Genomic DNA, 23,608 nt, shown 5'->3' on the forward strand with positions numbered 1-23,608 from the left:
ATGGGAAGACTTGTAGCGGTATCCAACCGGGTCGCCGATCCGCGTAACCACGCGGCGGGCGGTCTTGCCGTCGCGCTCTCCGAAGCGCTCTCGAAGACAGGCGGACTGTGGTTCGGCTGGAGCGGCAAGGCCGTCGAGGCGAACCAGGGCGGCACGCCGGGCGAAGGCGAACTCCATTTGCAGCAGGCCGGCAACGTGACGCTGGCCACGGTGGACCTGAGCCGCGAGGACTATGACGCGTACTACCTCGGGTACAGCAACGGCGTGCTCTGGCCCGTGTTCCACTACCGGCTCGATCTCGCGGACTTCGACCCGGCGGGCAATCTCAACAGCTACCGCCGCGTGAACCAGCTGTTCGCGCGCAAGCTCGCGCCGCTGCTGAAGCCGGACGATGTCATCTGGATTCACGACTATCACCTGATTCCGCTCGCGGCGGAGCTGCGCGCGATCGGCTGTGGCCAGCGGATCGGATTCTTCCTGCATATCCCGCTGCCGCCGCCGCTGATCCTCGCCGCGATTCCGCAGCACGAGTGGCTGATGCGCGCGATGTTCGCCTACGACCTGATCGGCTTCCAGAGCCAGGCCGACGTCGACCACTTTGCCCGCTACGCGCAGGACGAGGCCGGCGCCGAGCCGATGGGCGAGTACCGGTTCCGCGCGTTCCATCGGACCGTGCGCGCGCAGGCGTTCCCGATCGGCATCGATGTCGACGAGTTCATCGAGCTTGGCAAGGGCGACGATTCGCGCGAGACGTACGAGATGATGCGCGGCCAGTATGCGCGGCGCCGGCTGCTGCTCGGCATCGACCGGCTCGACTACTCCAAGGGCCTGCCGCAGCGCCTCAAGGCATTCCAGACGCTGCTGGCCGAGTATCCGGAGAACCGGTCCAGCGCGACGCTGATCCAGATCGCGGCACCGTCGCGCGAGTCGGTCGATGCGTATGCGGACCTCCGGCGCGATATGGAAGGCATTACGGGCGCGATCAACAGCGAGTATGGCGAGCTCGACTGGATGCCGGTGCGGTATATCCATCGGTCCACCGCGCGCAAGCGATTGCCGGGGCTGTGCCGCGCGAGCAGCGTGGCGCTCGTGACGCCGCTGCGCGACGGCATGAACCTTGTGGCGAAGGAGTTTATCGCCGCGCAGGACCCCGACGATCCCGGCGTGCTGGTGCTGTCGCGGTTCGCGGGGGCGGCCGAGCAACTGAAGGAAGCGCTGCTCGTGAACCCGTACGACACGCGCGCCACGGCGCAGGCGATTCAGCAGGCCTTGCACATGCCGCTGACGGAACGCCGCACGCGGCACCAGCGGCTGCTCGAACGCATCCGGGAGCAGGATGTGCACTGGTGGAGCAGCGAGTTTCTGCGCGCGCTGGCGGAGACGGAAAACGTTTGAGCGAGGGGGGGCGGTGGTTAGGTGGGTGGCATGCGCAGGTCGCCCGGGACATCGATATCCCGAAACGCCCCATCGTCCTCGGTGAGAATGCGCGTGACGGGCTGCGACTTCAGCAGCGCCCGCGCGCCTTCGTCGCCGTCGAGCTTCAGCAATTCCTCACGCCACGCCGCGCCGAATCCAACGGGGTGCCCACGCTGACCGTCGCGCCACGGCGCGGCGATCGTCGTGGGCGTCGTGATCGTCAGCGCCACCGCGCGCACGAGTTCGATCGACACCCACGGCATATCGGCGAGCGCCACCACCCATCCGCGCGCATCGGGACTCGCGGCCACCGCGTCGCGTAACGCCGCGCCCATTCCGGCCTCGGCCGCCGCGCTTTCGACCACGCGGCAACCCGCATGCCGCAGCTGTGCCGCAAGCTCGTCGTGCCCGGGCCGCACGACCGCAATCGTCGCGGGCAGCGCCACCGCGAGTGTGCGCGCGCTGCGCCACGCGACGGTGCGCCCGTCGGGCAGCGTTTGCAGCAGCTTGTTGCGCAGGCCGGCGGGGTCGAAACGGCGTCCGAAGCCCGCCGCCAGCAGCACGCCGGTCGGCAGGTCGGTGGTGGTCAGCGGCGCCGGGATCATGCGCTAGCCCAGACCGTCACGATGCCGCGGAAGCCACGGACGCCGCGGCAGCCGCCGTCCGATCTTCCGGCAGGATCGGACAGGCTGCCTCGCCCGCGGCGATCTCGCGCGCGGCCTTGGCGCCTTCCACTTGCAGAATGTCCGGCAGCGACACGTGATTCTTCGCGGCGATCACCTCGGCCAGGATGGAGATCGCGATCTCGGGCGGCGTGCGGCTGCCGATATAGATGCCAACGGGCCCATGCAGCCGCGCCAGCTCGGCCTCGGTGACGTCGAACTCCTTGAGCCGCTCGCGCCGCGCCTGATTGTTGCGGCGCGAGCCCAGCGCGCCCACATAGAACGCGGGGGTGTGCAGCGCTTCCATCAGCGCGAGGTCGTCGAGCTTCGGGTCGTGCGTCAGCGCGATGACCGCGCAGCGTTCGTCGAGGCGCATGGCCAGCACCGTGTCGTCGGGCATCGTGCGGACCATCGACACGCCGGGAATGTCCCACGTCTCCGTGTACTCCTCGCGCGGATCGCACACCGTGACCTGAAAGCCCAGCCCCACCGCGATCTGGCACAGATACTTCGAGAGCTGTCCGGCACCGATCACGAGCATGCGGTAACGCGGCCCATGGATCGTCAGCAGCCTGTCGCCGTCGAAGGCCAGGCCGTCGGTCACCTCGGCATGCCCGAGCGTCGCGCGGCCCGTTGCCATATCCAGATGGCGCGAGACGAGCCGCCCGGATTCCACCGCCGCCAGCAACTCCTCGATGCCGCTCGCGGCCGACAGCGGTTCGGTCACGAGCTCGATCGTGCCGCCGCACGGCAGCCCGAAGCGATGCGCTTCCTCGGCGCTGATGCCGTACTTGACGGACTCGGGCCTGTCGCTGCGAATACCTTCGCGCCGCACGCGATCGATGATGTCGTCCTCGATGCAGCCGCCCGAGACCGAGCCCACCACGAGGCCGTCATCGCGCACCGCGAGCATCGCGCCTTCGGGCCGCGGCGACGAGCCCCACGTCCGCACCACCGTCACGAGCAGCACGCGATGGCCTTCCGCCTGCCATCGCACGCTGCTCTTCAGGGCTTCGAGATCCACGCTGTCCATGATCGTTTCTGCTTTCCTTCTTCCTGTTGCACTGCGTCGTTGTCCTGCTCCGCTTCGCCCGGCCCGGTCACCACCTCGGTAAAGCGGACGAAGAAAGTATCGGCCATCTTGCGCGCGGCTGCATCGACGAGCCGCGAGCCGATCTGGGCGATCTTGCCGCCGACCTGCGCCTGGACCGCATAGGTGAGCAGTGTCGCGTCGCCATCCGGTGCGAGCGAAACCCGCGCCACGCCCTTGCCGAAGCCGGCCGCGCCGCCCTGGCCGTCGAACGCGATGGTATAGCTTTCCGGCGCCTGAATATCCTGTAGCGCCATACGGCCTTTGAAACGTGCTTTCACAGGCCCCACCGCGGCGGTCATCGCCAGCTGCCAGGCATTCTCGCCATCGGGCTCGATGCTCTCACATCCGGGAATACATTGCCGGAGCAGCTCAGGATCGTTCAGCGCCGCCCAGGCGATGTCGCGCGGCACGGGCAGGCGCTGGGTCTGGTTCATTTCCATGGTGGTCCCTTGTGGTGACGAGCAACGATTCGAGTTGCAGCAGGCTGTCGAGATTGTGCGCGGCGCGCAACGTGTCCACATGCGGCAGGATGGCCTGCATGCCGCGCGCCTGTGGCGTGAACCCCGCGTAGCGCAGCAGCGGATTGAGCCAGACGATGCGGTGCGCAAAGCGCGCAAGCCGTCCCATTTCGGCATCGAGCAGGTCGATGTCCTCGAGGTCGATACCGTCCGTCACGAGCAGCACGGTCGCGCGGCCCGACAGCGTGCGGCGCGCCCAATGCCGGTTGAATTCGGCCAGCGCGCCGCCGATGCGCGTGCCGCCGGCCCAGTCGCGCACCTGCCCCGCGATGAGGTTCACCGCTTCGTCGGGGTCGCGCTCGCGTAGCGCGCGGGTCACGTTGGTGAGGCGCGTGCCGAACAGGAATACATGCATGCGCTCGCGCGACTGCATGAGCGCGTGGCAGAAATAGAGCACCGCGCGCGAATACTGGCTCATCGAGCCCGAGATATCGAGCAGCAGCACGATGGGCACCTTGCGCTCGGCATGCTGGCGGTACTTCCAGCGCAGCCACTCGCCGTGCTGCCGTACGGCCAGCCGGGCGCTGGCGTGCAGGTCCGCATGCGTGCCGTGCGCAGCGGCGCGCAACCGCCGGGTGCGGTGCAGGCCCAGATGCGCGCGCCGCGTACGGATCAGATGCTGGAGGGCCCGCCATTCTTCGGCATCGAGCGTGTCGAAGTCGCGCTCGCCCAGCCGTTCGTGCGCGGAGAAGGTGAGGGCGACCGCAATGCGCTCCTCCGAAACCGATGGCGGCGCGGCGGGCGCGGGCGGTGTCCGTGCCGCGAGCGCATCCGCGAGCCGGTTGCTGCGCGGCGGCGGCGGTGCCCCCGCGTCGATGCGGGGCAGCAGCAGCGCGCGCAGCTTGCCCTCCCAGTCGGGGTCGCGCCAGAACAGGTCGAACGCCGCATCGAACAGCGGACGCTGGTCGGGGCCGGACAGCGTCAACGCCGCGAGCGCCGCGCGGACTTCGTCGCGCTGGCCGATATCGATATGGCGCAGCGCCTCGAGCGCGTCCACCGCGTGCGCGGGCGAGAGCCCGAACCCCGCGTCGCGCAGCAGGCGCATGAAGTGCGTGACGTTGCGGGCGAGCATGGGCAGCGCGATGCCGTCCGCGTGCGCGGGCGGCGTCAGTCCATCGTCGATCCCATCGCTGGTGCTCATGGCGACGGCTGCGACAACAGCTCGGCGACGGTCGGACCATCGGCCCGCGCGAGATCGTCCTGATACTTGAGCAGCACGCCGAGCGTGTCGCGCACGGACTGCGGATCGAGCTCGGTCACGCCGAGTGCCGCAAGCGCGCGGCACCAGTCGATGGCCTCGGCGATGCCCGGCGCCTTGAACAGGTCGATGCCGCGCAGCCGATGCACGAAATCGATGGCCTGCCGCTGCAGCGCGGCAGCCGCCTCGGGCGCGCGCGCGGCCACGATTTCCAGCTCGCGCTGCCGGTCCGGATAGCCCATCCACTGGTACAGGCAGCGCCGCTTGAGCGCATCGTGGACCTCGCGCGTGCGGTTGGACGTGGCGATGATGAGCGGCGGCCGCTCGGCGCGCACGGTGCCGATCTCGGGAATCGACACCTGATAGTCGGCCAGCACTTCGAGCAGAAAGGCCTCGAACGGTTCGTCGGCGCGGTCGATCTCGTCGATGAGCAGCACGCGCGGCACGCCCGGTGCGGCCGCATCGGGCAGCAGCGATTCGAGAAGCGGACGCTTGAGCAGGAAATCGTCGTGATAGAGCGATTGCTGCGCGGGCCGCTCGCCACGCGCTTCCGCAAGCCGCAGCGCCATGATCTGGCGCGGATAGTCCCACTCGTAGAGCGCGCTCGCCACGTCGAGCCCTTCATAGCACTGCAGGCGCAGCAGCCGCGTGCCGAGCGCGTCCGCCATCGCCTGCGCGAGCGCGGTCTTGCCGACGCCGGGTTCCCCTTCGAGGAACAGCGGCCGCTGCATGCGCAGCGCGAGGTAGACCACCGTGGCGGTCTCGCGGTCGGCAAAGTACCGCTGTCGCGCGAGCAGCGCGACCGTGTCGTCGATGGAAGCGGGCAGCATGAGCGGTCGGCACTCAGCCTTTCAACGCCTGCTCCACGGCCCGGCTCGCCAGCACCGGAATCAGATGCGCGCGATACTCGGCCGAGGCATGCAGGTCCGAGCCGAGCCCGGACGGGTCCATGCGCACGGCGCGCGCCGCGGCGGGCGTGAACGACGTGCTCAGCGCCTGCTCGAGCGCGGGCGCGCGGAACACCGAGTCGGCCGCGCCGGTCACCGCCACGCGCACGGTCCTGCCGCACCGCGAGACCATCACGCCGACGAGCGCGAACCGCGACGCCGGATTGCGGAATTTCACATAGGCGGCCTGATCGGGCTGTGGAAAGCGCACCGCGGTGATCAGTTCGTCGGGCGCGAGCGCCGTCTCGAACAGGCCCTTGAAGAAATTGTCCGCGGCGATATTGCGCCGGTCCGTCACGATGATCGCATTGAGCGCGAGCACCGCGGCCGGATAGTCCGCGGCCGGATCGTCATTGGCCAGCGAGCCGCCGAGCGTGCCCATCGCGCGGACCTGCCGGTCCCCGATCTCGCCGGCCAGGCGCGCGAGCGAGGGAATGCGCCGCATGACCTCGGGGTTCGTGGCCACGTCGGCATGGCGTGCGGCGGCACCGATGACAAGTTCGTCGCCCTCCATGCGGATACTGGCGAGCCCCGGAATGCGCGTGACGTCGATCAGCGTGGAAGGGGCCGCGAGGCGCAGCTTCATCGAGGCGAGCAGGCTCTGCCCGCCGCCGAGAAAGCGCGCATCGGCGTCTGCCTTGACCATGCCCACAGCGGCCTTGGCGTCGGCCGCGCGTTCGTACTGGAATGCGTACATGTCGTGCTCCTCTGGCTCAGACGGTGGGGGTGCCGCTATGGTTGGCCTGCTGCATCGCCTGCTGCATCGCTTGCCAGACGCGGTGCGGGGTCGCGGGCATCTGCACGTCGCGCACGCCGAGCGGCGCGAGCGCATCGACGAGCGCATTGATGAACGCGGGCGGCGAACCGATCGCGCCGGCCTCGCCGCACCCCTTCACGCCGAGCGGGTTGTGCGTGCACGGCGTGCCCTTGGCGGTCTCCACGGTGAACTCGGGCAGATCGCCCGCGCGCGGCATCGCGTAGTCCATGTACGAACCCGTGAGCAACTGGCCGCTGTCCTCGTCGTACACGCACTGCTCGAGCATCGCCTGGCCCAGGCCCTGCCCGATGCCGCCGTGGACCTGGCCCTCGACGATCATCGGGTTGATCACGTTGCCGAAGTCGTCCACCGCGGTAAAGCGCATCACCTGCGATTCGCCGGTGTCGGGATCGACTTCCACCTCGCAGATATACGCGCCCGACGGATAGGTGAAGTTGGTCGGATCGTAGAACGCGTTCTCGTTGAGCCCCGGCTCGAGCTTGTCGAGCGGATAGTTGTGCGGCACGTACGCGGTCAGCGCGACTTCGCCGAACGTCTTCGTGCGATCGGTGCCGGCCACGCGGAACACGCCGTCGCTGAACTCGATATCGGCGTCCGACGCTTCCAGCAGATGCGCGGCAATCTTCTTGGCCTTGGCCTCCACCTTGTCGAGCGCCTTCATGATCGCGGAACCGCCGACCGCGAGCGAGCGCGAGCCATAGGTGCCCATGCCGAACGGCACGCGTCCGGTATCGCCGTGCACGATCTCCACGGACTCGAGCGCGATGCCGAGCCGGTCCGCGACGATCTGCGCGAACGTGGTCTCATGTCCCTGACCGTGGCTGTGCGATCCCGTGAACACGGTCACGGTGCCCGTGGGATGCACGCGGATCTCGCCCACTTCGAACAGGCCCGCGCGCGCGCCGAGCGCCCCCGCGATGTTCGACGGCGCCAGCCCGCACGCCTCGATGTAGCACGAGTACCCGAGTCCGCGCAGCTTGCCGCGCTGCTTCGAGGCTTCGCGCCGCGCGGGAAAGCCGGCCACGTCGGCCAGCGCCTGCGCGCGCGCGAGGCAGGGCTCGTAGTCGCCCGTGTCGTAGGTCAGCCCGACGGGGGTCGCATACGGGAAGTCGCGGATAAAGTTCTTGCGCCGCAGTTCGGCCGGGTCCATGCCGAGTTCGCGCGCGGCCGTTTCCACGAGGCGCTCGACCACATAGGTCGCCTCGGGACGTCCGGCGCCGCGGTATGCATCGACGGGCGCGGTGTTGGTGAACACCGCGTGCACCTCGGCGTAGATCGCCGGTGTCGCGTATTGCCCGGCCAGCAGCGTCGCGTACAGGATCGTCGGCACGCTGCTCGCGAACGTGGACAGATACGCGCCCATGTTCGCCACGGTGTGCACGCGCATGGCCAGGAAGCGGCCATCGGCGTCCATCGCGAGCTCGGCGCGGGTCACGTGGTCGCGGCCGTGCGCGTCGGTCAGGAACGACTCGGACCGGTCGGCCGTCCATTTGACGGGGCGGCCGATCTTCTTCGACGCCCATGTCAGCGCCACGTCTTCCGGATACAGGAAGATCTTCGACCCGAAACCGCCGCCGACGTCGGGCGCGATGATGCGCAGCCGCGACTCGGGCAGCCCCAGCACGAACGCGCCCATCAGCAGCCGCTCGACGTGCGGGTTCTGGTTGGCCACGTACACGGTATAGCTGTCGTCGCGGCGCTCGTAGCTCGCATTGACCGCGCGCGGCTCGATCGCGTTCGGAATCAGCCGGTTGTTGACGATCTCCAGCGTGGTCACGTGCGCGGCCTTCGCGAACGCGGCATCGGTGGCCGCCTTGTCGCCATGGCCCCACGTGTAGCAGGTGTTGGCGGGCACATCGTCGTGGACCAGCGTGGCGGATTGCGCGGCGGCGGCCGGCGCGACCACCGCGGGCAGCGTCTCGTAATCGACGTCGACCTTCTCGGCCGCGTCGCGCGCCTGCTGGAGCGTCTCGGCGATGACCACCGCCACCTGATCGCCCACATGGCGCGCCTTGCCGTGCGCGAGCGCCGGGTGCGGCGGCTCCTTCATCGGCGTGCCGTCGATGCTGTGGATCAGCCAGCCGCAGGGCAGGCCGCCGACCTTGTCGGCCGCCATGTCCTCACCCGTCAGCACGGCGATGACGCCAGGGGCGGCCAGCGCTTCGGCGGTGTCGATCGACCGGATGCGCGCATGCGCGTGCGGCGACCGCACGAAGCACGCGTAGCTCTGGTGCGCGAGCACGATGTCGTCGGTGTACTGGCCGTTGCCGGTGAGGAAGCGATAGTCTTCCTTCCGGCGGACCGGCGTGCCGATCAGCGGATGTCTTTCGGGTGCGTTCATGGCGTCGCTCCTCTCATTCCGCCGCGACCGGCGCCTGCATCATCGCCTGTCCCTGCTGCACCGCGCGCACGATGTTGTAATAACCCGTGCAGCGGCACAGATTCCCGTCGAGCTGCTCGCGAATGGCTTCCGCATCGGCGTTGGGCTGCTCGCGCAGCAGCGCGGTGGCCGCCATGACCATGCCTGGCGTGCAGAAGCCGCATTGCAGGCCGTGGCATTCGCGGAACGCTTCCTGCATCGGATGCAGTTCGCCATGGTCCGACAAGCCCTCGATGGTCGTCACCTGCATGCCGTCCGCCTGCACGGCCAGCAGATTGCAGGACTTGACCGCGCGGCCGTCCAGATGGACCGTGCACGCGCCGCACTGGGCCGTGTCGCAACCCACATGGGTACCGGTCAGGCGCAGGGTGTCGCGGAGGAACTGGACGAGGAGGGTGTGAGGTTCGACCTGCGCGTCGATGGGCTTGCCATTGACCGTCAGGCGGATCGGAATCGCCATGCTTGTCTCCATGTGGGTGACGCGCATGGCCAATACCGGCATCCCGAACACACTGACTGCGCGGGACTGGCCACGACGCTGTGCTGCCGCTTGGTTGCTACGGCTATTTCGTGATATTGGTGCTTGCCGGGTGATGAGCGGTGAACGTTTGACCGCAACTGGCTCTAACAGTTAATCACAAAAAGCACGGTATCGCCATGTGGGTAACCCGCTCATGGAGACCGGCATTGCATCCATGGAAGCGTTCCTCGATTCGCTGCTCGGCATGGTCGCCCTCCCGAAGGTGGGGCTGCCGGCAATCTTCGTGGTCAGCCTGGTCTCGGCCACGCTGCTGCCGCTGGGCTCCGAGCCGGCGGTGTTCGGCTATATCAAGCTGAACCCCGATATGTTCTGGCCCGCGATCCTCGTCGCGACGGCCGGCAACACGGTCGGGGGCGCCATCGACTGGTGGCTCGGCTACTGGGCCAAGCTCGCGCTCGTGCGCTACCACCTGCGCCGCCAGCATCGCGAGCACGAGGTCGAGCACGCCCAGCACCGGCGGCATCCCCGCAAGCCGCGCAAGCCGGCCCTCGATGCGAAATACTTCCGCTGGATGCGCCGGCTCGGCCCGCCCACGCTGCTGCTGTCGTGGCTGCCGATCGTTGGTGATCCATTGTGCACATTGGCGGGATGGCTGCGGCTGTCGTTCTGGCCGAGCCTCGCCTACATGGCCATTGGCAAGTTTCTGCGCTACCTGGCCATGACGGCCAGCCTGCTCTGGATACCGGACAGCTTCTGGCACAGCATCGGCGCGACCCTCAAGGGCTGGTTCTGACCCACCCGAATGCCCCTTGCTGCAGTGCGGGATAAGGAGCAGCAACCGCCCCAACAAGGGGCGGAGGGAGGGGGCTTGCAGTACAATCGCGCTTCAATGAATAAATGCGCACTGTCCCCGTGCGCCCGCAGGAAGCGGTCCCGCCATGAACGCCCCACTCGTGCTAGATGCCAAGCTCGCCGCGCAGGACGCCGCTCCGCGCCTGCGAGAGATTCCCTACAACTACACGTCTTTTTCCGACCGCGAGATCGTCATTCGCCTGCTCGGCGAGGAAGCCTGGCGCATTCTTGACGAGCTCCGGAGCGAGCGCCGCACGGGCCGGTCGGCCCGGATGCTGTACGAGGTGCTGGGCGATATCTGGGTCGTGCGCCGCAACCCGTATCTGCAGGACGACCTGCTCGAGAACCCGAAGCGCCGCCAGATGCTGGTGGGCGCGCTGCATCATCGCCTGGGCGAGATCGAGAAGCGCCGCGCCGCGGACCGTGCCGAGCACGCCGAGCCGGCCGCCGAGGACCGGTCGCACCGCGTGGAGCAGTTGGTCTCGTTCGCGCGCCAGGCCATCGAGTCGTTCCAGCAGGAATTCGCCGATGCCTACGAGCTGCGCAAGCGCGCGCAGCGCGTGCTGGGCCGCGTCACGGAGAAGGACAACATCAAGTTCGATGGCCTGTCGCGCGTCTCGCACGTGACCGACGCCACCGACTGGCGCGTGGAGTATCCGTTCGTCGTGCTCACGCCCGACAGCGAGGAAGAGATCGCCGGCCTGGTCAAGGGCTGCTTCGAACTCGGCCTGACCATCATCCCGCGCGGGGGCGGCACCGGTTACACGGGCGGCGCGGTCCCGCTGACGCCGTTCTCGGCGGTCATCAACACGGAAAAGCTCGAGCAGCTGGGACCGGTCGAGCAGACCGATCTGCCGGGCGTGGCGCACAAGGTGGCGACGATCTTCTCGGGCGCGGGCGTGGTCACGCGCCGCGTGGCCGATGCCGCCGACAAGGCCGGCCTCGTGTTCGCGGTGGACCCGACGTCGATCGATGCGTCGTGCATCGGCGGCAACGTCGCGATGAACGCGGGCGGCAAGAAGGCCGTGCTGTGGGGCACGGCGCTCGACAATCTCGCGTGGTGGCGCATGGTGGATCCCGAGGGCAACTGGCTCGAGATCACGCGCATGGACCACAACCTCGGCAAGATCCACGACGTGCCGGTGGCCACGTTCCAGCTGCAATGGTCGGACGGCAATCGCGCGCCGGGCGAAAAGGTGCTGCGCACCGAGACGCTCGCGATCGAAGGCCGCAAGTTCCGCAAGGAAGGCCTCGGCAAGGACGTGACCGACAAGTTCCTGGCCGGCCTGCCCGGCGTGCAGAAGGAAGGCTGCGACGGCATCATCACGAGCGCGCGCTGGATCCTGCATCGCATGCCCAGGCATATCCGCACGGTTTGCCTGGAGTTCTTCGGCCAGCCGCGCGACGCCATTCCGAGCATCGTCGAGATCAAGGATTTCCTCGACGCCGAATCGAAGCGCGAGGGCGGTGCGGTGCTCGCGGGCCTGGAGCATCTGGACGAGCGCTATCTGCGCGCGGTGGGTTATGCCACCAAGAGCAAGCGCAATGCGTTCCCGAAGATGGTCCTCATCGGCGATATCGTCGGCGACGACGAAGACTCCGTGGCGCGCGCGACGTCGGAAGTCATCCGCATGGCCAACGGCAAGAGCGGCGAAGGCTTCGTCGCGGTCAGTCCCGAGGCCCGCAAGAAATTCTGGCTCGACCGTTCGCGCACGGCCGCCATCGCGCGCCATACCAACGCGTTCAAGATCAACGAGGACGTCGTGATTCCGCTGCCGCGCATGGGCGAATACACGGACGGCATCGAACGCATCAATATCGAACTGTCGATCAAGAACAAGCTCAAGCTCACCGACGAGCTCGAGCAGTTCTTCGCGCGCGGCAACCTGCCGCTGGGCCGCAGCGACGACGCCAACGAGATTCCGAGCGCGGAGCTGCTCGAGGACCGCGTGCAGCATGCGCTGACGCTGCTGCGCGAGATCCGCGCGCGCTGGCTGTATCTGCAGGACCATATGGACACGCCGCTCGGCGAGGCACGCGCCTCGCTGATCGGTCACGGCCTCGGCCTGCTCGGGCCGGCGTTCGAGCAGCGCCTGGCGCAGCAGCCGGACGCCACCGTGTTCCATCTGCTGCAGGACCGTACTATCCGCGTGTCGTGGAAGGGCGAGATCCGCGCCGAACTGCGCAAGATCTTCAACGGCGGCGAATTCAAGCCGATCCTCGACGAGGCGCAGAAGATCCATAAGCAGGTGCTGCGCGGCCGCGTCTTCGTGGCGCTGCACATGCACGCCGGCGATGGCAACGTGCACACGAACCTGCCCGTCAACTCGGACGACTACGACATGCTGCAGGACGCGCACCGCGCGGTGGCCCGCATCATGGCGCTCGCGCGTTCGCTGGACGGCGTGATCTCGGGCGAGCACGGCATCGGCATCACAAAGCTCGAATTCCTGACCGAGGACGAGATCGGCGACTTCCGCGCGTACAAGCAGCGCGTCGACCCGCAGGGCCGCTTCAACAAGGGCAAGCTGCTGCCGGGCGCGGACCTGCGCAACGCGTACACGCCGTCGTTCGGCCTGATGGGACACGAGTCCATCATCATGCAGCAGAGCGACATCGGCGCGATTGCGGAGAGCGTGAAGGACTGCCTGCGCTGCGGCAAGTGCAAGCCCGTGTGCGCCACGCACGTGCCGCGCGCGAACCTGCTGTACAGCCCGCGCAACAAGATTCTGGCCACGTCGCTGCTGATCGAAGCGTTCCTGTACGAGGAACAGACGCGCCGCGGCGTGTCGATCAAGCACTGGGACGAGTTCTCGGACGTCGCCGACCATTGCACGGTTTGCCACAAGTGCGTGACGCCGTGCCCGGTCAAGATCGACTTCGGCGACGTGTCGATGAACATGCGCAACCTGCTGCGCAAGATGGGCCAGAAGAAGTTCAACCCCGGCACCGCGGCGTCGATGTTCTTCCTGAACGCGACCAACCCGCAGACCATCAACCTGACGCGCTCGGCGATGATCGGGCTCGGCTACAAGGCGCAGCGGCTCGGCAACGAGGTGCTCAAGAAGTTCGCGCGCAAGCAGACCCAGCATCCGCCCGCGACGGTCGGCAAGCCGCCCGTGCAGGAACAGGTGATCCACTTCATCAACAAGAAGATGCCGGGCAACCTGCCCAAGAAGACCGCGCGCGCGCTGCTCGACATCGAAGACAACGAGATCGTGCCGATCATCCGCAATCCGAAGACCACGTCGTCGGACACGGAAGCGGTGTTCTACTTCCCGGGCTGCGGCTCGGAGCGGCTGTTCTCGCAGGTGGGGCTGGCCACGCAGGCCATGCTGTGGCACGTCGGTGTGCAGACCGTGCTGCCGCCGGGCTATCTGTGCTGCGGCTATCCGCAGCGCGGCGCCGGCCAGTTCGACAAGGCCGAGAAGATGGTCAGCGACAACCGCGTGCTGTTCCACCGCGTGGCCAATACGCTCAACTACCTCGACATCAAGACCGTCGTGGTGAGCTGCGGCACCTGCTACGACCAGCTGGCGGGGTATGAATTCGACAAGATCTTCCCGGGCTGCCGCATCATCGACATCCACGAGTATCTGCTCGAGAAGGGCGTGAAGCTCGAGGGCGTCACCGGTACGCGCTACATGTACCACGACCCGTGCCATACGCCGATCAAGACGATGGACCCGACCAAGCTCGTCAACGAGCTGATGGGCGGCAACGACGGCGGCGGCAAGATCGAGAAGAACGACCGCTGCTGCGGCGAGTCCGGCACGCTCGCGGTCACGCGTCCCGACGTGTCCACGCAGATCCGCTTCCGCAAGGAAGAAGAGATGCGCAAGGGCGCGGACAAGCTGCGCACCGAGGGTTTCGGCGGCGACGTCAAGATCCTCACGAGCTGCCCGTCGTGCCTGCAGGGGCTGTCGCGCTACAACGAGGACGCCTCGGTCACCGCCGACTATATCGTGGTGGAGATGGCCAAGTACGTGCTGGGCGAGAACTGGCTGCCCGAGTATGTGCAACGCGCCAACGCGGGCGGTATCGAGCGCGTGCTCGTATAACGCAAGGCTGGTCCGGCTTCCATGACCCATTCCCACGCCCCCGCCCAGACCCGTGTGCCGAACTGCCCCCTGTGCGAAGCCGATGGCGGCGAGCTGGTCTGGATGGGGGACCGCGCCCGGCTGATCCTCGTCGAGCATGACCGCTTCCCGGGGTTCTGCCGCATCGTGTGGAACGACCACGTGGCCGAGCTGTCCGATCTGGACGACGCCGACCAGGCATGGCTGATGCGCCTGGTCGCGCGCGTGGAGCGCGTGGTGCGCGAGGTGATGACGCCGGACAAGGTCAACCTTGCCGCGTTCGGCAACATGGTGCCGCATCTGCACTGGCACATCATTCCGCGCTATCGCTGGGACACGCACTTCCCGGAAGCCATCTGGGCCGCGCCACAACGCGCGGCCGATGCCGCGCGCGTGGCCGAGCTCGCCAGCCGGCTGCCCGCGCTGCGCATCGCGCTGTCGATTCCCGACGCCGAAGACTGACCGCTTTCGGGGGCGACCCCGGGCGCGGCGGCATTAAGCGCATTTTAAGTAATCGCGGTTAAGGTGACCTTGCTGGCCGCGAGCTGTCACACTCCCGGATCGCACGACTCCACGAACAACAACGAGGCTTGCCCGCTCATGTCGAACGTCACGCCACAGGTCACGCCCTCCTCGGCCACCGTGCCGGGTCCGGCCGTTCCCGTCCAGGCCCTCAGGAACCAGAGCCGGCTGCGGCTCGCGGCCACCTGGGAACTCATCAAGCCGTACTGGAAGTCCGAGGACCGCAAGGCGGGCCTGGGCCTGCTGGCACTGGTCGTCGCGCTGAACCTGGCCATCGTCTATATCAACGTGCTGCTCAACGAGTGGAACCGCGTGTTCTACAACGCGCTGGAGCAGCGTGACTTCGTCTCGTTCAAGACGCTGCTGGTGCGATTCTCGTGGATCGCCGGCTGCTTCATCGTGCTGGCGATCTCGCGGCAGTACTACCAGATGATGCTGCAGATGCGGTGGCGGACATGGATGACGGGCACGTTCATGGAGCGATGGCTCGGGCATCAGGCGTACTACCGCATCGAGCAGACGCATTCGACCGACAACCCCGACCAGCGTATCGCCGACGACCTGCGCCAGTTCACCGACGGCGCGCTGACGCTGTCGATGGGCCTGCTGAACTCCGTGGTCACGCTGATCTCGTTCGTCGGCATCCTGTGGGCCGTCTCGGGTCCGATCACGCTCGCGCTCGGCGGCACGCCGGTCGAGATTCCCGGCTACATGGTCTGGTTCGCGGTCGGATACGCGGTGATCGGCTCGGTGATCGCGCACTTCGTCGGCCGCCCGCTGATCGGCCTGTCGTTCCAGCAGGAACAGTACGAAGCAAACTTCCGTTTCATGCTCGTGCGCCTGCGCGAGAACAGCGAGCCCGTGGCGCTGTACAAGGGCGAGCCGACCGAGCAGGCCGGGCTGCGCGCGCGCTTCGAGCGCATTCGCGCGAACTGGAATCAACTGATGCGCTATACGCGGCGCCTGACGTTCGTGACGTCGGGCTATGCGCAGTTCGCGATCATCTTCCCGATCCTCGTCGCGGCGCCGCGGTACTTCGCCAACAAGCTCACGCTCGGCGGCCTGATGCAGATCGGTTCCGCGTTCGGCCAGGTGCAGGGCGCGCTGTCGTGGTTCGTCGATAGTTACGCGACGCTGGTCGGCTGGAAGGCCGCCGCCAACCGTCTGATCGATTTCCAGGACGCGATCCGGCTGGCCGAGCGCGAGGAAGCCGGCCCGCACGGCCGCCAGGACATCGAGGTCGTGGACGGGCAGGGCGATGCCATGACGGTGGACCAGCTTGCGCTCGCGCTGCCCGTGCGCGGCGGCGTCAGCGTCGACGAGGAAGGCATCGGTCCGGTGTCGCATCCACCCGAGCGCCCGCTCGTGGCGCCGTTCTCGCTGACCATCGGCCGCGGCGAGCGCTGGCTCGTGAGCGGGCCGTCCGGCTGCGGCAAGAGCGTGCTGTTCCGCGCGCTCGCGGGCATCTGGCCCTACGGCAGCGGCCGCGTGACGCGTCCCGGCGCGCGCATGCTGTTCCTGCCGCAGCGCAGCTATCTGCCCATCGGCACGCTCGCGGACGCGCTCTCGTACCCCGATGCGGGCACCGTCCACGACCGCGAGACGCTGCGCCGCGTGCTGCGCGACGCGCGGCTGGCCATGCTGGCCGACCACCTGGACACGTTCGACAACTGGTCGCTGCGGCTGTCGCCGGGCGAACAGCAGCGCCTCGCCTTCGCGCGCGCGCTGCTGCAGAAACCCGATTACCTGTTCCTGGACGAGGCCACGAGCGCGCTCGACGAGGAGACCGAAAGTGCGATGTACCGCCTGATGGTGGATACGCTGCCTAACGCGGCCATCGTCAGCATCGCGCACCGCAGCACGGTGGCGGCATTCCACGACCGGCGCCTGCGCTATGTGCCGGTCGATGGCGCGGCCGACTACCGCGCGGGGCGCGACGAGAGCGGTGCGGGCCCCCGGGATGGGCAAGCCATTGGGGGTGGAGTAAGCTATCAGGTCGTACAGGAGGCATGACCCCATCTATGGCTGGCCTAGAGAAAGATACCCCGCACCCCACCGCGCTGACGGTCCACACGCAGTCGCGCGTCCTCGAAATCGGCTTCGACAACGGCCGCACCTACCGGCTGCCGTTCGAACTGCTGCGCGTCTGCTCGCCCTCGGCCGAGGTGCAGGGCCACGGTCCGGGGCAGGAAACGCTGCAGACCGGCAAGCGCGATGTCGGTATCTCCGCCGTGGAGCCCGTGGGCAACTACGCGATCCTGATCCGCTTCGACGACGGCCACGAGACCGGCATCTACTCGTGGGAGCTGCTGCACCGCCTCGGCGACCAGCAGGACACCGTGTGGAACGATTACCTGAAGCGCCTCGAGGCCGCCGGCCTCGACCGCGATGCGCCGATGGCCGCGCCGGGCGGCCACGCCTGTGGCCATCATCATTGAATAGCAGGAGTTCTGGAACATGAGCGAGACCCACTTCGGGTTTGAGAAGGTCGAGGAGACGGAGAAGGCCGGCAAGGTCGCGGGCGTCTTCCATTCGGTGGCCAGCAAGTACGACGTGATGAACGACCTGATGTCGGGCGGCATGCACCGGCTCTGGAAGATGTTCACGATCGCGCAGGCCAACGTGCGGCCCGGCCAGAAGGTGCTGGACATCGCCGGCGGCACGGGCGACCTCGCGCGCGCGTTCGCCAAGGCGGCGGGCCCGACCGGCCAGGTCTGGCTCACCGACATCAACGAGTCGATGCTGCGCGTGGGCCGCGACCGCCTGCTGGACAAGGGCGTGGTGACGCCGGTGGCGTTGTGCGATGCGGAAAAGATTCCGTTCCCGGACAACTACTTCGATGTGGTGACGGTGGCGTTCGGCCTCCGCAACATGACCCACAAGGACCGCGCCATCGCCGAGATGCGGCGCGTGACCAAGCCGGGCGGCAAGGTCATGGTGCTCGAGTTCTCCAAGGTATGGAAACCGCTCGAGAAGGCCTACGATGTCTACTCGTTCAAGGTGCTCCCATGGCTCGGCGAGCGCGTGGCAGGGGATGCCCCTAGCTATCGCTACCTCGCCGAATCGATCAGAATGCATCCAGGCCAGGCTTCGCTTGTACGCTTAATGGAACAAGCTGGCCTGGAACAGGTCGAATACTTCAATCTGACGGCCGGAGTGGTGGCGCTCCACGTCGGGCGAAAGTACTAACTCGCCATGCATGGTCATTGAAAAGACGGGGCAACGGCCTCAGTTATATGAACAATGACCGGATCTGACAGGGGATCACAACATATGTCTACTTTTCGCGGAAAGTTCCTTGCCGCGTCGCTGATCATGACGCTGGCGCTAGGGGTCGCGCTGGACGCCGAAGCCAAGCGGCTTGGCGGATCGCGCAGTGTGGGCAAGCAATCGTCGCAGGTGACGCAGCAGCGCCAGCAGGCGCCGCAGACGCCGCCGGCGCAGCAGGGCGCGCCCGCGCAGCAGGCGGCACCGGCCACGGCAGGCGCCGCGGCGGGCGGCGCGGCAGCCGCCGCGCCCAAGCGCAACTGGGGCGGCATGCTCGGCGGCCTGGCCGCCGGTCTGGGCCTGGGCTACCTGCTCTCGCACTTCGGTCTGGGCGAAGCGATGGCCGGCTTCCTCGGTAACCTGATCATCATCGCGCTGATCGCGTTCGCGGCCATCTGGCTGATCCGCAAGTTCCGTGGCGGTGGCGCGCAGCGCCGCGAGCCGGCCTTCGCGGGCATGGGCAATGGCGCCGCGGGCGGTAACCGCGAGCCGGCGTTCGGCCAGCCCAAGGTGGCACAGCCCGAGGTTCGCCAGTCGGAGCCCACGTTCCGTCAGGCCGAGCAGCCCGCCGCCGGGGCCGCCGGCGCCGTCGCCGGTGTGGCGGCCGGTTCGGCCCCCCAGCAGGCCTGGGGCGTGCCGGCGGACTTCGACACCGAGAACTTCCTGCGCAATGCCAAGGTGCACTATGTGCGTCTGCAGGCCGCGTGGGATGCGGGCAACCTCGACGATATCCGCGAATTCACCACGCCGGAAATGTTCGCCGAGATCCGCATGGACCTGTCCGAGCGCGGCGCCGAGGTCAACAAGACCGACGTGGTCACGCTGGAAGCCCAACTGCTGGGCATCGAATCGACGCCGACGCAGCATGTGGCCAGCGTGCGCTTCTCGGGCATGATCCGCGAGCGCGTGGGCGAAGCCGCCCAGCCGTTCGCCGAGGTCTGGAACCTGGCCAAGCCGGTCAACGGCGGTGGCTGGCTGCTGGCGGGCATTCAGCAGGACGCCTGATCCCGCGCCGCCTGCCGGCAAGTGATGCGGCGGGCAAGTAGCTTAGAATGGAGGCCCACGCTCGCGTGGGCCTTCTTTTTTCCGCATCTTCACGCACGCCATGAACGCTCTGCCTACTCCCCTGGCCGCGCCGGTCGTCGCCGCCCTCAATCATCTGATCGAGCAGGAACCGTGGGCCTGCGGGCTGCTGGCGCCGTTCGCGGGCCGCACGATCCGTTTCGACGCCGCGGCGTTCGCGCTGTCGCTCAAGGTCACGGCGCAGGGCGGCATCGAGCGGGCGCCCGATAGCGATTCGCCGGCCGACGCGCCCGCGGTGACGCTGCGCGTGCCGCTGCAACAGTGGCCGCTGGTCGTCGCCGATGTGGCCGAGGGCGGGCAGGCCGCCGCGATGCGCCATGTGCGCATCGATGGCGATGCCGAATTCGCCAACGTGGTCTCCACGCTGGCCCGCCATCTGCGCTGGGATGCCGCCGAGGACCTGTCGCGCGCGCTGCGCGGCGTGCTGGGCGGGTCGATCGGCGGCCCGCTGGCGGACAGCGTGGCCCAGCGCGCGGTCGATGGCGCCCGGCAGGTGCACGAGGGCGCGACCCGCGTGGGCCGCGCCCTCGTGGACAACGTGACCGAATACCTGCTGGACGAACGGCCGACGCTGGTGCGCCACACGGCGCTGGAGCAGTTTGGCGGCGACGTCTCGCGGCTGCGCGACGATCTGGCCCGGCTCGAGAAGCGGCTGGAGCGGCTCGACCGCGCGGGCCGCTGAAGCGCCGACACGTGCGTCGGCTACACTCGCTGTTTCCTGCCGCCATGCGCGGCCCGGTTTCCGGATTCCACTCCCCCGAATGACCCGCCTTCTGCGTCTCTGCAAGATCCTCTTCGTCGTGCTGTATTACGGTCTCGACGAACTCGTGCTGTCCGGCTTCAACGACCGCAAGATCAAGTTCCTCGTCCGTGTCATCACGATCGGCCGGAAACTGGAACAGCCGCGCGGCGTCCGTCTGCGACTCGCGCTGACCGCGCTGGGCCCGATCTTCGTGAAATTCGGCCAGGTCCTGTCCACGCGGCGCGACCTCATGCCGCCCGATATCGCCGACGAACTCGCGATGCTGCAGGATCAGGTGCCGCCGTTCGACTCGGCGATCGCGGTCGGCATCATCGAGCGTTCGCTGGGCAAGCCGCTCGAGCAGCTGTTCCAGAACTTCGAGCAGCAGCCGGTGGCCAGCGCGTCGATCGCGCAGGTGCACTTCGCCACGCTGCGCGGCGGCCCGAGTCATGGCCGCGAGGTTGCCGTGAAGGTGCTGCGCCCGGGCATGCTGCCCGTGATCGACAGCGATCTGGCGCTGATGCGCGACATGGCCACGTGGCTCGAGCGCGTCTGGGCCGACGGCCGTCGCCTGAAGCCGCGCGAGGTGGTCGCCGAGTTCGACAAGTACCTGCACGACGAACTCGACCTGATGATCGAGGCCGCCAACGCGAGCCAGCTGCGCCGCAATTTCCAGGACACGAACCTGCTGCTGGTGCCCGAGGTGTTCTGGGACTGGTGCACGAGCTGCGTCTTCGTGATGGAGCGCATGCACGGCATTCCGATCTCGCGCACGGAAGCGCTCCGGGCCGCGGGCGTCGATATGCACAAGCTGGCCGAGGAGGGCGTGGAGATCTTCTTCACGCAGGTGTTCCGCGACGGCTTTTTCCACGCGGACATGCACCCCGGCAATATCCTCGTGTCGGTGGCACCCGAGACGTTCGGCCGCTATATCGCGCTGGACTTCGGCATCGTCGGCGCGCTGTCCGAATTCGACAAGAACTACCTCGCGCAGAATTTCATCGCGTTCTTCCGCCGCGACTACCATCGCGTGGCGCTGCTGCACGTGGAGTCGGGCTGGGTGCCGCCCGAGACGCGCGTGGAGGAACTGGAAAGCGCGGTGCGCGCGTGCTGCGAGCCGTACTTCGACAAGCCGCTGCACCAGATCTCGCTGGGCCTCGTGCTGATGCGGCTGTTCCAGACCTCGCGGCGCTTCAACGTGGAGATCCAGCCGCAGCTGGTCCTGCTGCAGAAGACGCTGCTCAATATCGAGGGCCTCGGCCGCCAGCTCGACCCCGACCTCGACCTGTGGAAAACCGCCAAGCCGTTCCTCGAACGGTGGATGCACGAGCAGGTGGGCTGGCAGGGCGCCTGGGAGCGCATCAAGGTGGAAGCGCCGCAGTGGGCCAAGATGCTGCCGGACTTCCCGCGCCTCGCGCATCAGTTCCTGGAACGCCGCGCGTTGCACAACAATGGCGAAACGGAGAAGCTGCTGGCCATGCTCGTGGCCGAGCAGCGCCGCACCAACCGCATCTTCGCCGCCGCGCTGATGCTCGTGGGCGGCTTCATGGCCGGCGTGGTGATCATGCAGATTTTGTCCTGGGGCGGGCACCTCGGATAAAACCGCGCTGATCCCGCGGGCCATGCCGTTATAATCCGCGTTTTCAAATCGGCTACGGCACCGGCATGCTGATCTGGTTCGTCATCATCTATTGGGTCATTTCGGTCGGTATTGGCCTGTGGGCGGCGCTGCGCGTCCGCAACACCAAGGACTTCGCGGTCGCCGGCCGCAGCCTCCCGTTCTATATCGTCACCGCGACGGTCTTCGCGACGTGGTTCGGCTCCGAAACGGTGCTCGGCATTCCGGCCGTCTTCCTGCGCGAAGGGTTATCGGGCGTCGTCTCCGACCCATTCGGCTCCTCGCTGTGCCTGATCCTCGTCGGTCTGTTCTTCGCCCGGCCGCTGTACCGGATGAACCTGCTGACGATCGGCGACTACTATCACAACCGGTACGGCCGCGTGGCCGAGGTGCTGACCACGCTGTGCATCGTGGTGTCGTACCTGGGCTGGGTGGCGGCGCAGATCAAGGCCCTGGGCCTGGTCTTCTTCACGGTGTCCGACGGCGCGCTGTCGCAGGAAGCCGGCATGATGATCGGCGCGGCCAGCGTGCTCGTGTACACGCTGTTCGGCGGCATGTGGGCGGTGGCGGTGACGGACTTCCTCCAGATGATCATCATCGTGGTGGGCATGCTCTATATCGGCATGGAAGTCAGCAGCCAGGCCGGCGGCGTGATGACCGTGGTGTCCCACGCGGCCGCGGCCGGCAAGTTCGAATTCCTGCCGTCGCTGGACCTGCTCCAGATCATCGGGTTTGCCGCGGCGCTGTTCACCATGATGCTCGGGTCGATTCCGCAGCAGGACGTGTTCCAGCGCGTGACCTCGTCCCGCACCGAGAAGATCGCGGGCCACGCGTCGGTGCTCGGCGGCGTGCTGTACTTCTGCTTCGCGTTCATCCCGATGTTCCTGGCCTACTCGGCCACGCTGATCGACCCCGCGATGGTGCAGAAGTACATCGACACCGATTCGCAGCTGATCCTGCCGCAGCTGATCCTGAACCACGCGCCGCTGTTCGCGCAGGTCATGTTCTTCGGCGCGCTGCTGTCCGCGATCAAGAGCTGCGCCTCGGCCACGCTGCTGGCGCCGTCGGTCACGTTCGCGGAGAACATCCTTCGCCCGTACTTCCGCCATCTGGACGACCGCAAGTTCCTGCGCGTGATGCAGGCCGTGGTGCTGGTGTTCACGACGCTCGTGACGCTGTTCGCGCTGAACTCGCACCTGTCCATCTTCCATATGGTCGAGAACGCCTACAAGGTCACGCTGGTGTCCTCGTTCGTGCCGCTGGCCTTCGGCCTGTTCTGGAAGCCTGCCACCCGCCAGGGCGGCCTGGCGTCCATCCTGCTTGGGCTCGTGTCGTGGATCGTGTGCGAAGTCGCGTTCGCCGATGCCGCGGTGCCACCGCAACTCGTGGGCCTGATGTTCTCCCTCGGCGGGATGGTGTTCGGATCGCTGTTGCCACAGTGGATCGTCGACCATCCGCGCGTCGAGAAAGTGCACACCGCATAACTTTTTGTCGATCGCGGGATAACGCTCGTGTTTACCGGCTTTTCCTCGCGGCCAATACCCAGCCACGGTTTATAATCCGAGGTTTTGTTCCGCTGATTTTCAGTTTTCTCGCGAAAGAACGACCATGCCGATCTATGCCTACCGTTGCGAAGCCTGCGGCCACGGGCGCGATGTGCTGCAAAAAATGAGCGATGCGCCGCTCACGGACTGCCCGTCCTGCGGCACGGCCGGCAGCTTCAAGAAACAACTGACCGCGGCCGGGTTCCAGCTCAAGGGCTCCGGCTGGTACGTGACCGACTTCCGCGGCGGTAGCGGCGGCGCCAGCGCGCCCGCTTCGGGTTCGTCGGGCGCGCCGGCATCGGACACGTCCGCTGCCTCGTCCTCCGCCGGGTCGTCCGCCGCCTCCTCCACGCCGTCGTCCTCGTCCTCGGGCGGCGACAGCGGTGGCGCGATACCGGCGGCGTCGTCCGGCGGCACCGCCACCTGAC

The 23,608-nt window shown here is 67.5% G+C and carries 20 protein-coding genes; 12 read left to right on the plus strand and 8 right to left on the minus strand.

The window, feature by feature from the left end; translation table 11 throughout:
• A complete protein-coding gene (otsA, locus tag AAHB16_RS23860; protein WP_150372842.1) occupies positions 1-1,395 on the plus strand; it encodes an alpha,alpha-trehalose-phosphate synthase (UDP-forming) in 1,395 nt (464 codons plus the stop codon).
• A gap of 17 nt (positions 1,396-1,412) precedes the next feature.
• On the opposite strand, the gene AAHB16_RS23865 is transcribed toward otsA, so the two are convergent.
• From AAHB16_RS23865 to AAHB16_RS23900, 8 genes are read right to left on the minus strand one after another with little or no spacing between them, the layout of a single operon-like run.
• Positions 1,413-2,021, minus strand: a complete 609-nt coding sequence (locus AAHB16_RS23865) for a nucleotidyltransferase family protein (RefSeq protein WP_342052157.1) — start codon at positions 2,019-2,021, stop codon at positions 1,413-1,415.
• Between the two features lie 16 nt (positions 2,022-2,037).
• A complete protein-coding gene (locus tag AAHB16_RS23870; RefSeq protein ID WP_150372840.1) occupies positions 2,038-3,111 on the minus strand; it encodes an XdhC family protein in 1,074 nt (357 codons plus the stop codon).
• Positions 3,084-3,611 carry a CoxG family protein gene (locus tag AAHB16_RS23875; RefSeq protein ID WP_342052158.1) on the minus strand — a complete coding sequence of 176 codons (528 nt, stop codon included), beginning with the start codon at positions 3,609-3,611 and terminating at the stop codon, positions 3,084-3,086. The genes AAHB16_RS23870 and AAHB16_RS23875 overlap by 28 nt, the downstream gene beginning before the upstream one ends.
• A complete protein-coding gene (locus AAHB16_RS23880; RefSeq protein ID WP_446718129.1) occupies positions 3,541-4,830 on the minus strand; it encodes a vWA domain-containing protein in 1,290 nt (429 codons plus the stop codon). The genes AAHB16_RS23875 and AAHB16_RS23880 overlap by 71 nt, the downstream gene beginning before the upstream one ends.
• A complete protein-coding gene (locus AAHB16_RS23885) occupies positions 4,827-5,717 on the minus strand; it encodes an AAA family ATPase (protein WP_150372837.1) in 891 nt (296 codons plus the stop codon). The genes AAHB16_RS23880 and AAHB16_RS23885 overlap by 4 nt, the downstream gene beginning before the upstream one ends.
• A gap of 13 nt (positions 5,718-5,730) precedes the next feature.
• The gene (locus AAHB16_RS23890) at positions 5,731-6,531 is read right to left on the minus strand and encodes an FAD binding domain-containing protein (RefSeq protein ID WP_342052159.1); all 801 of its coding nucleotides are present in this window, start codon (positions 6,529-6,531) and stop codon (positions 5,731-5,733) included.
• A gap of 16 nt (positions 6,532-6,547) precedes the next feature.
• Positions 6,548-8,953: a xanthine dehydrogenase family protein molybdopterin-binding subunit gene (locus AAHB16_RS23895; RefSeq protein WP_342052160.1), complete on the minus strand. Its 2,406-nt coding sequence runs from the start codon at positions 8,951-8,953 to the stop codon at positions 6,548-6,550.
• A gap of 13 nt (positions 8,954-8,966) precedes the next feature.
• The gene (locus AAHB16_RS23900; protein ID WP_342052161.1) at positions 8,967-9,452 is read right to left on the minus strand and encodes a (2Fe-2S)-binding protein; all 486 of its coding nucleotides are present in this window, start codon (positions 9,450-9,452) and stop codon (positions 8,967-8,969) included.
• Positions 9,453-9,687: 235 nt separating this feature from the next.
• On the opposite strand from AAHB16_RS23900, the gene AAHB16_RS23905 reads away from it, so the two are divergent.
• The 11 genes from AAHB16_RS23905 (at position 9,688) to AAHB16_RS23955 (ending at position 23,607) form a co-directional block, all read left to right on the plus strand.
• The gene (locus AAHB16_RS23905) at positions 9,688-10,266 is read left to right on the plus strand and encodes a YqaA family protein (protein ID WP_150373890.1); all 579 of its coding nucleotides are present in this window, start codon (positions 9,688-9,690) and stop codon (positions 10,264-10,266) included.
• 145 nt (positions 10,267-10,411) lie between these two features.
• A complete protein-coding gene (locus AAHB16_RS23910; protein ID WP_150372833.1) occupies positions 10,412-14,386 on the plus strand; it encodes a DUF3683 domain-containing protein in 3,975 nt (1,324 codons plus the stop codon).
• A 21-nt stretch (positions 14,387-14,407) separates the two neighbouring features.
• Complete coding sequence (locus AAHB16_RS23915; RefSeq protein ID WP_150372832.1) at positions 14,408-14,866, plus strand: HIT family protein; 459 nt, start codon at positions 14,408-14,410, stop codon at positions 14,864-14,866.
• Between the two features lie 138 nt (positions 14,867-15,004).
• Complete coding sequence (locus AAHB16_RS23920) at positions 15,005-16,939, plus strand: ABC transporter ATP-binding protein/permease (protein WP_342052162.1); 1,935 nt, start codon at positions 15,005-15,007, stop codon at positions 16,937-16,939.
• Positions 16,940-16,947: 8 nt separating this feature from the next.
• Positions 16,948-17,364, plus strand: a complete 417-nt coding sequence (locus tag AAHB16_RS23925; RefSeq protein ID WP_150373889.1) for a gamma-butyrobetaine hydroxylase-like domain-containing protein — start codon at positions 16,948-16,950, stop codon at positions 17,362-17,364.
• 19 nt (positions 17,365-17,383) lie between these two features.
• The gene (ubiE, locus tag AAHB16_RS23930; protein ID WP_342052163.1) at positions 17,384-18,115 is read left to right on the plus strand and encodes a bifunctional demethylmenaquinone methyltransferase/2-methoxy-6-polyprenyl-1,4-benzoquinol methylase UbiE; all 732 of its coding nucleotides are present in this window, start codon (positions 17,384-17,386) and stop codon (positions 18,113-18,115) included.
• Between the two features lie 84 nt (positions 18,116-18,199).
• Complete coding sequence (locus AAHB16_RS23935; RefSeq protein ID WP_150372829.1) at positions 18,200-19,198, plus strand: Tim44 domain-containing protein; 999 nt, start codon at positions 18,200-18,202, stop codon at positions 19,196-19,198.
• Between the two features lie 100 nt (positions 19,199-19,298).
• Complete coding sequence (locus AAHB16_RS23940) at positions 19,299-19,958, plus strand: ubiquinone biosynthesis accessory factor UbiJ (protein ID WP_150372828.1); 660 nt, start codon at positions 19,299-19,301, stop codon at positions 19,956-19,958.
• Between the two features lie 79 nt (positions 19,959-20,037).
• Entirely contained in the window at positions 20,038-21,618 is a 1,581-nt protein-coding gene (gene ubiB, locus AAHB16_RS23945; RefSeq protein ID WP_150372827.1) for a ubiquinone biosynthesis regulatory protein kinase UbiB, read from the plus strand.
• Between the two features lie 65 nt (positions 21,619-21,683).
• Positions 21,684-23,120 (plus strand): sodium:solute symporter family protein, encoded by a 1,437-nt coding sequence (locus tag AAHB16_RS23950; protein ID WP_150372826.1) that lies wholly within the window; start codon positions 21,684-21,686, stop codon positions 23,118-23,120.
• Positions 23,121-23,244: 124 nt separating this feature from the next.
• On the plus strand, positions 23,245-23,607 hold the full coding sequence (locus tag AAHB16_RS23955) for an FmdB family zinc ribbon protein (protein ID WP_342052164.1): 363 nt from the start codon (positions 23,245-23,247) through the stop codon (positions 23,605-23,607).
• Position 23,608: the final 1 nt, after the last annotated feature.

This window comes from Cupriavidus sp. OTU4054, assembly GCF_038440175.1.
Classification (GTDB): Bacteria; Pseudomonadota; Gammaproteobacteria; order Burkholderiales; family Burkholderiaceae; genus Cupriavidus; species Cupriavidus pauculus_D.

Bases quoted from the DNA above. Each gene is read 5' to 3' on its own strand.
- AAHB16_RS23935 (WP_150372829.1), top strand. From the start codon at position 18,200: ATGTCTACTTTTCGCGGAAAGTTCCTTGCCGCGTCGCTGATCATGACG.
- AAHB16_RS23910 (WP_150372833.1), top strand. From the start codon at position 10,412: ATGAACGCCCCACTCGTGCTAGATGCCAAGCTCGCCGCGCAGGACGCC.
- AAHB16_RS23895 (WP_342052160.1), bottom strand. From the start codon at position 8,953: ATGAACGCACCCGAAAGACATCCGCTGATCGGCACGCCGGTCCGCCGG.
- otsA (WP_150372842.1), top strand. From the start codon at position 1: ATGGGAAGACTTGTAGCGGTATCCAACCGGGTCGCCGATCCGCGTAAC.
- AAHB16_RS23920 (WP_342052162.1), top strand. From the start codon at position 15,005: ATGTCGAACGTCACGCCACAGGTCACGCCCTCCTCGGCCACCGTGCCG.
- AAHB16_RS23915 (WP_150372832.1), top strand. From the start codon at position 14,408: ATGACCCATTCCCACGCCCCCGCCCAGACCCGTGTGCCGAACTGCCCC.
- AAHB16_RS23880 (WP_446718129.1), bottom strand. From the start codon at position 4,830: ATGAGCACCAGCGATGGGATCGACGATGGACTGACGCCGCCCGCGCAC.
- AAHB16_RS23940 (WP_150372828.1), top strand. From the start codon at position 19,299: ATGAACGCTCTGCCTACTCCCCTGGCCGCGCCGGTCGTCGCCGCCCTC.
- AAHB16_RS23875 (WP_342052158.1), bottom strand. From the start codon at position 3,611: ATGGAAATGAACCAGACCCAGCGCCTGCCCGTGCCGCGCGACATCGCC.
- AAHB16_RS23905 (WP_150373890.1), top strand. From the start codon at position 9,688: ATGGAAGCGTTCCTCGATTCGCTGCTCGGCATGGTCGCCCTCCCGAAG.
- AAHB16_RS23865 (WP_342052157.1), bottom strand. From the start codon at position 2,021: ATGATCCCGGCGCCGCTGACCACCACCGACCTGCCGACCGGCGTGCTG.
- AAHB16_RS23885 (WP_150372837.1), bottom strand. From the start codon at position 5,717: ATGCTGCCCGCTTCCATCGACGACACGGTCGCGCTGCTCGCGCGACAG.
- ubiB (WP_150372827.1), top strand. From the start codon at position 20,038: ATGACCCGCCTTCTGCGTCTCTGCAAGATCCTCTTCGTCGTGCTGTAT.
- AAHB16_RS23950 (WP_150372826.1), top strand. From the start codon at position 21,684: ATGCTGATCTGGTTCGTCATCATCTATTGGGTCATTTCGGTCGGTATT.
- AAHB16_RS23955 (WP_342052164.1), top strand. From the start codon at position 23,245: ATGCCGATCTATGCCTACCGTTGCGAAGCCTGCGGCCACGGGCGCGAT.
- AAHB16_RS23890 (WP_342052159.1), bottom strand. From the start codon at position 6,531: ATGTACGCATTCCAGTACGAACGCGCGGCCGACGCCAAGGCCGCTGTG.
- ubiE (WP_342052163.1), top strand. From the start codon at position 17,384: ATGAGCGAGACCCACTTCGGGTTTGAGAAGGTCGAGGAGACGGAGAAG.
- AAHB16_RS23925 (WP_150373889.1), top strand. From the start codon at position 16,948: ATGGCTGGCCTAGAGAAAGATACCCCGCACCCCACCGCGCTGACGGTC.
- AAHB16_RS23900 (WP_342052161.1), bottom strand. From the start codon at position 9,452: ATGGCGATTCCGATCCGCCTGACGGTCAATGGCAAGCCCATCGACGCG.
- AAHB16_RS23870 (WP_150372840.1), bottom strand. From the start codon at position 3,111: ATGGACAGCGTGGATCTCGAAGCCCTGAAGAGCAGCGTGCGATGGCAG.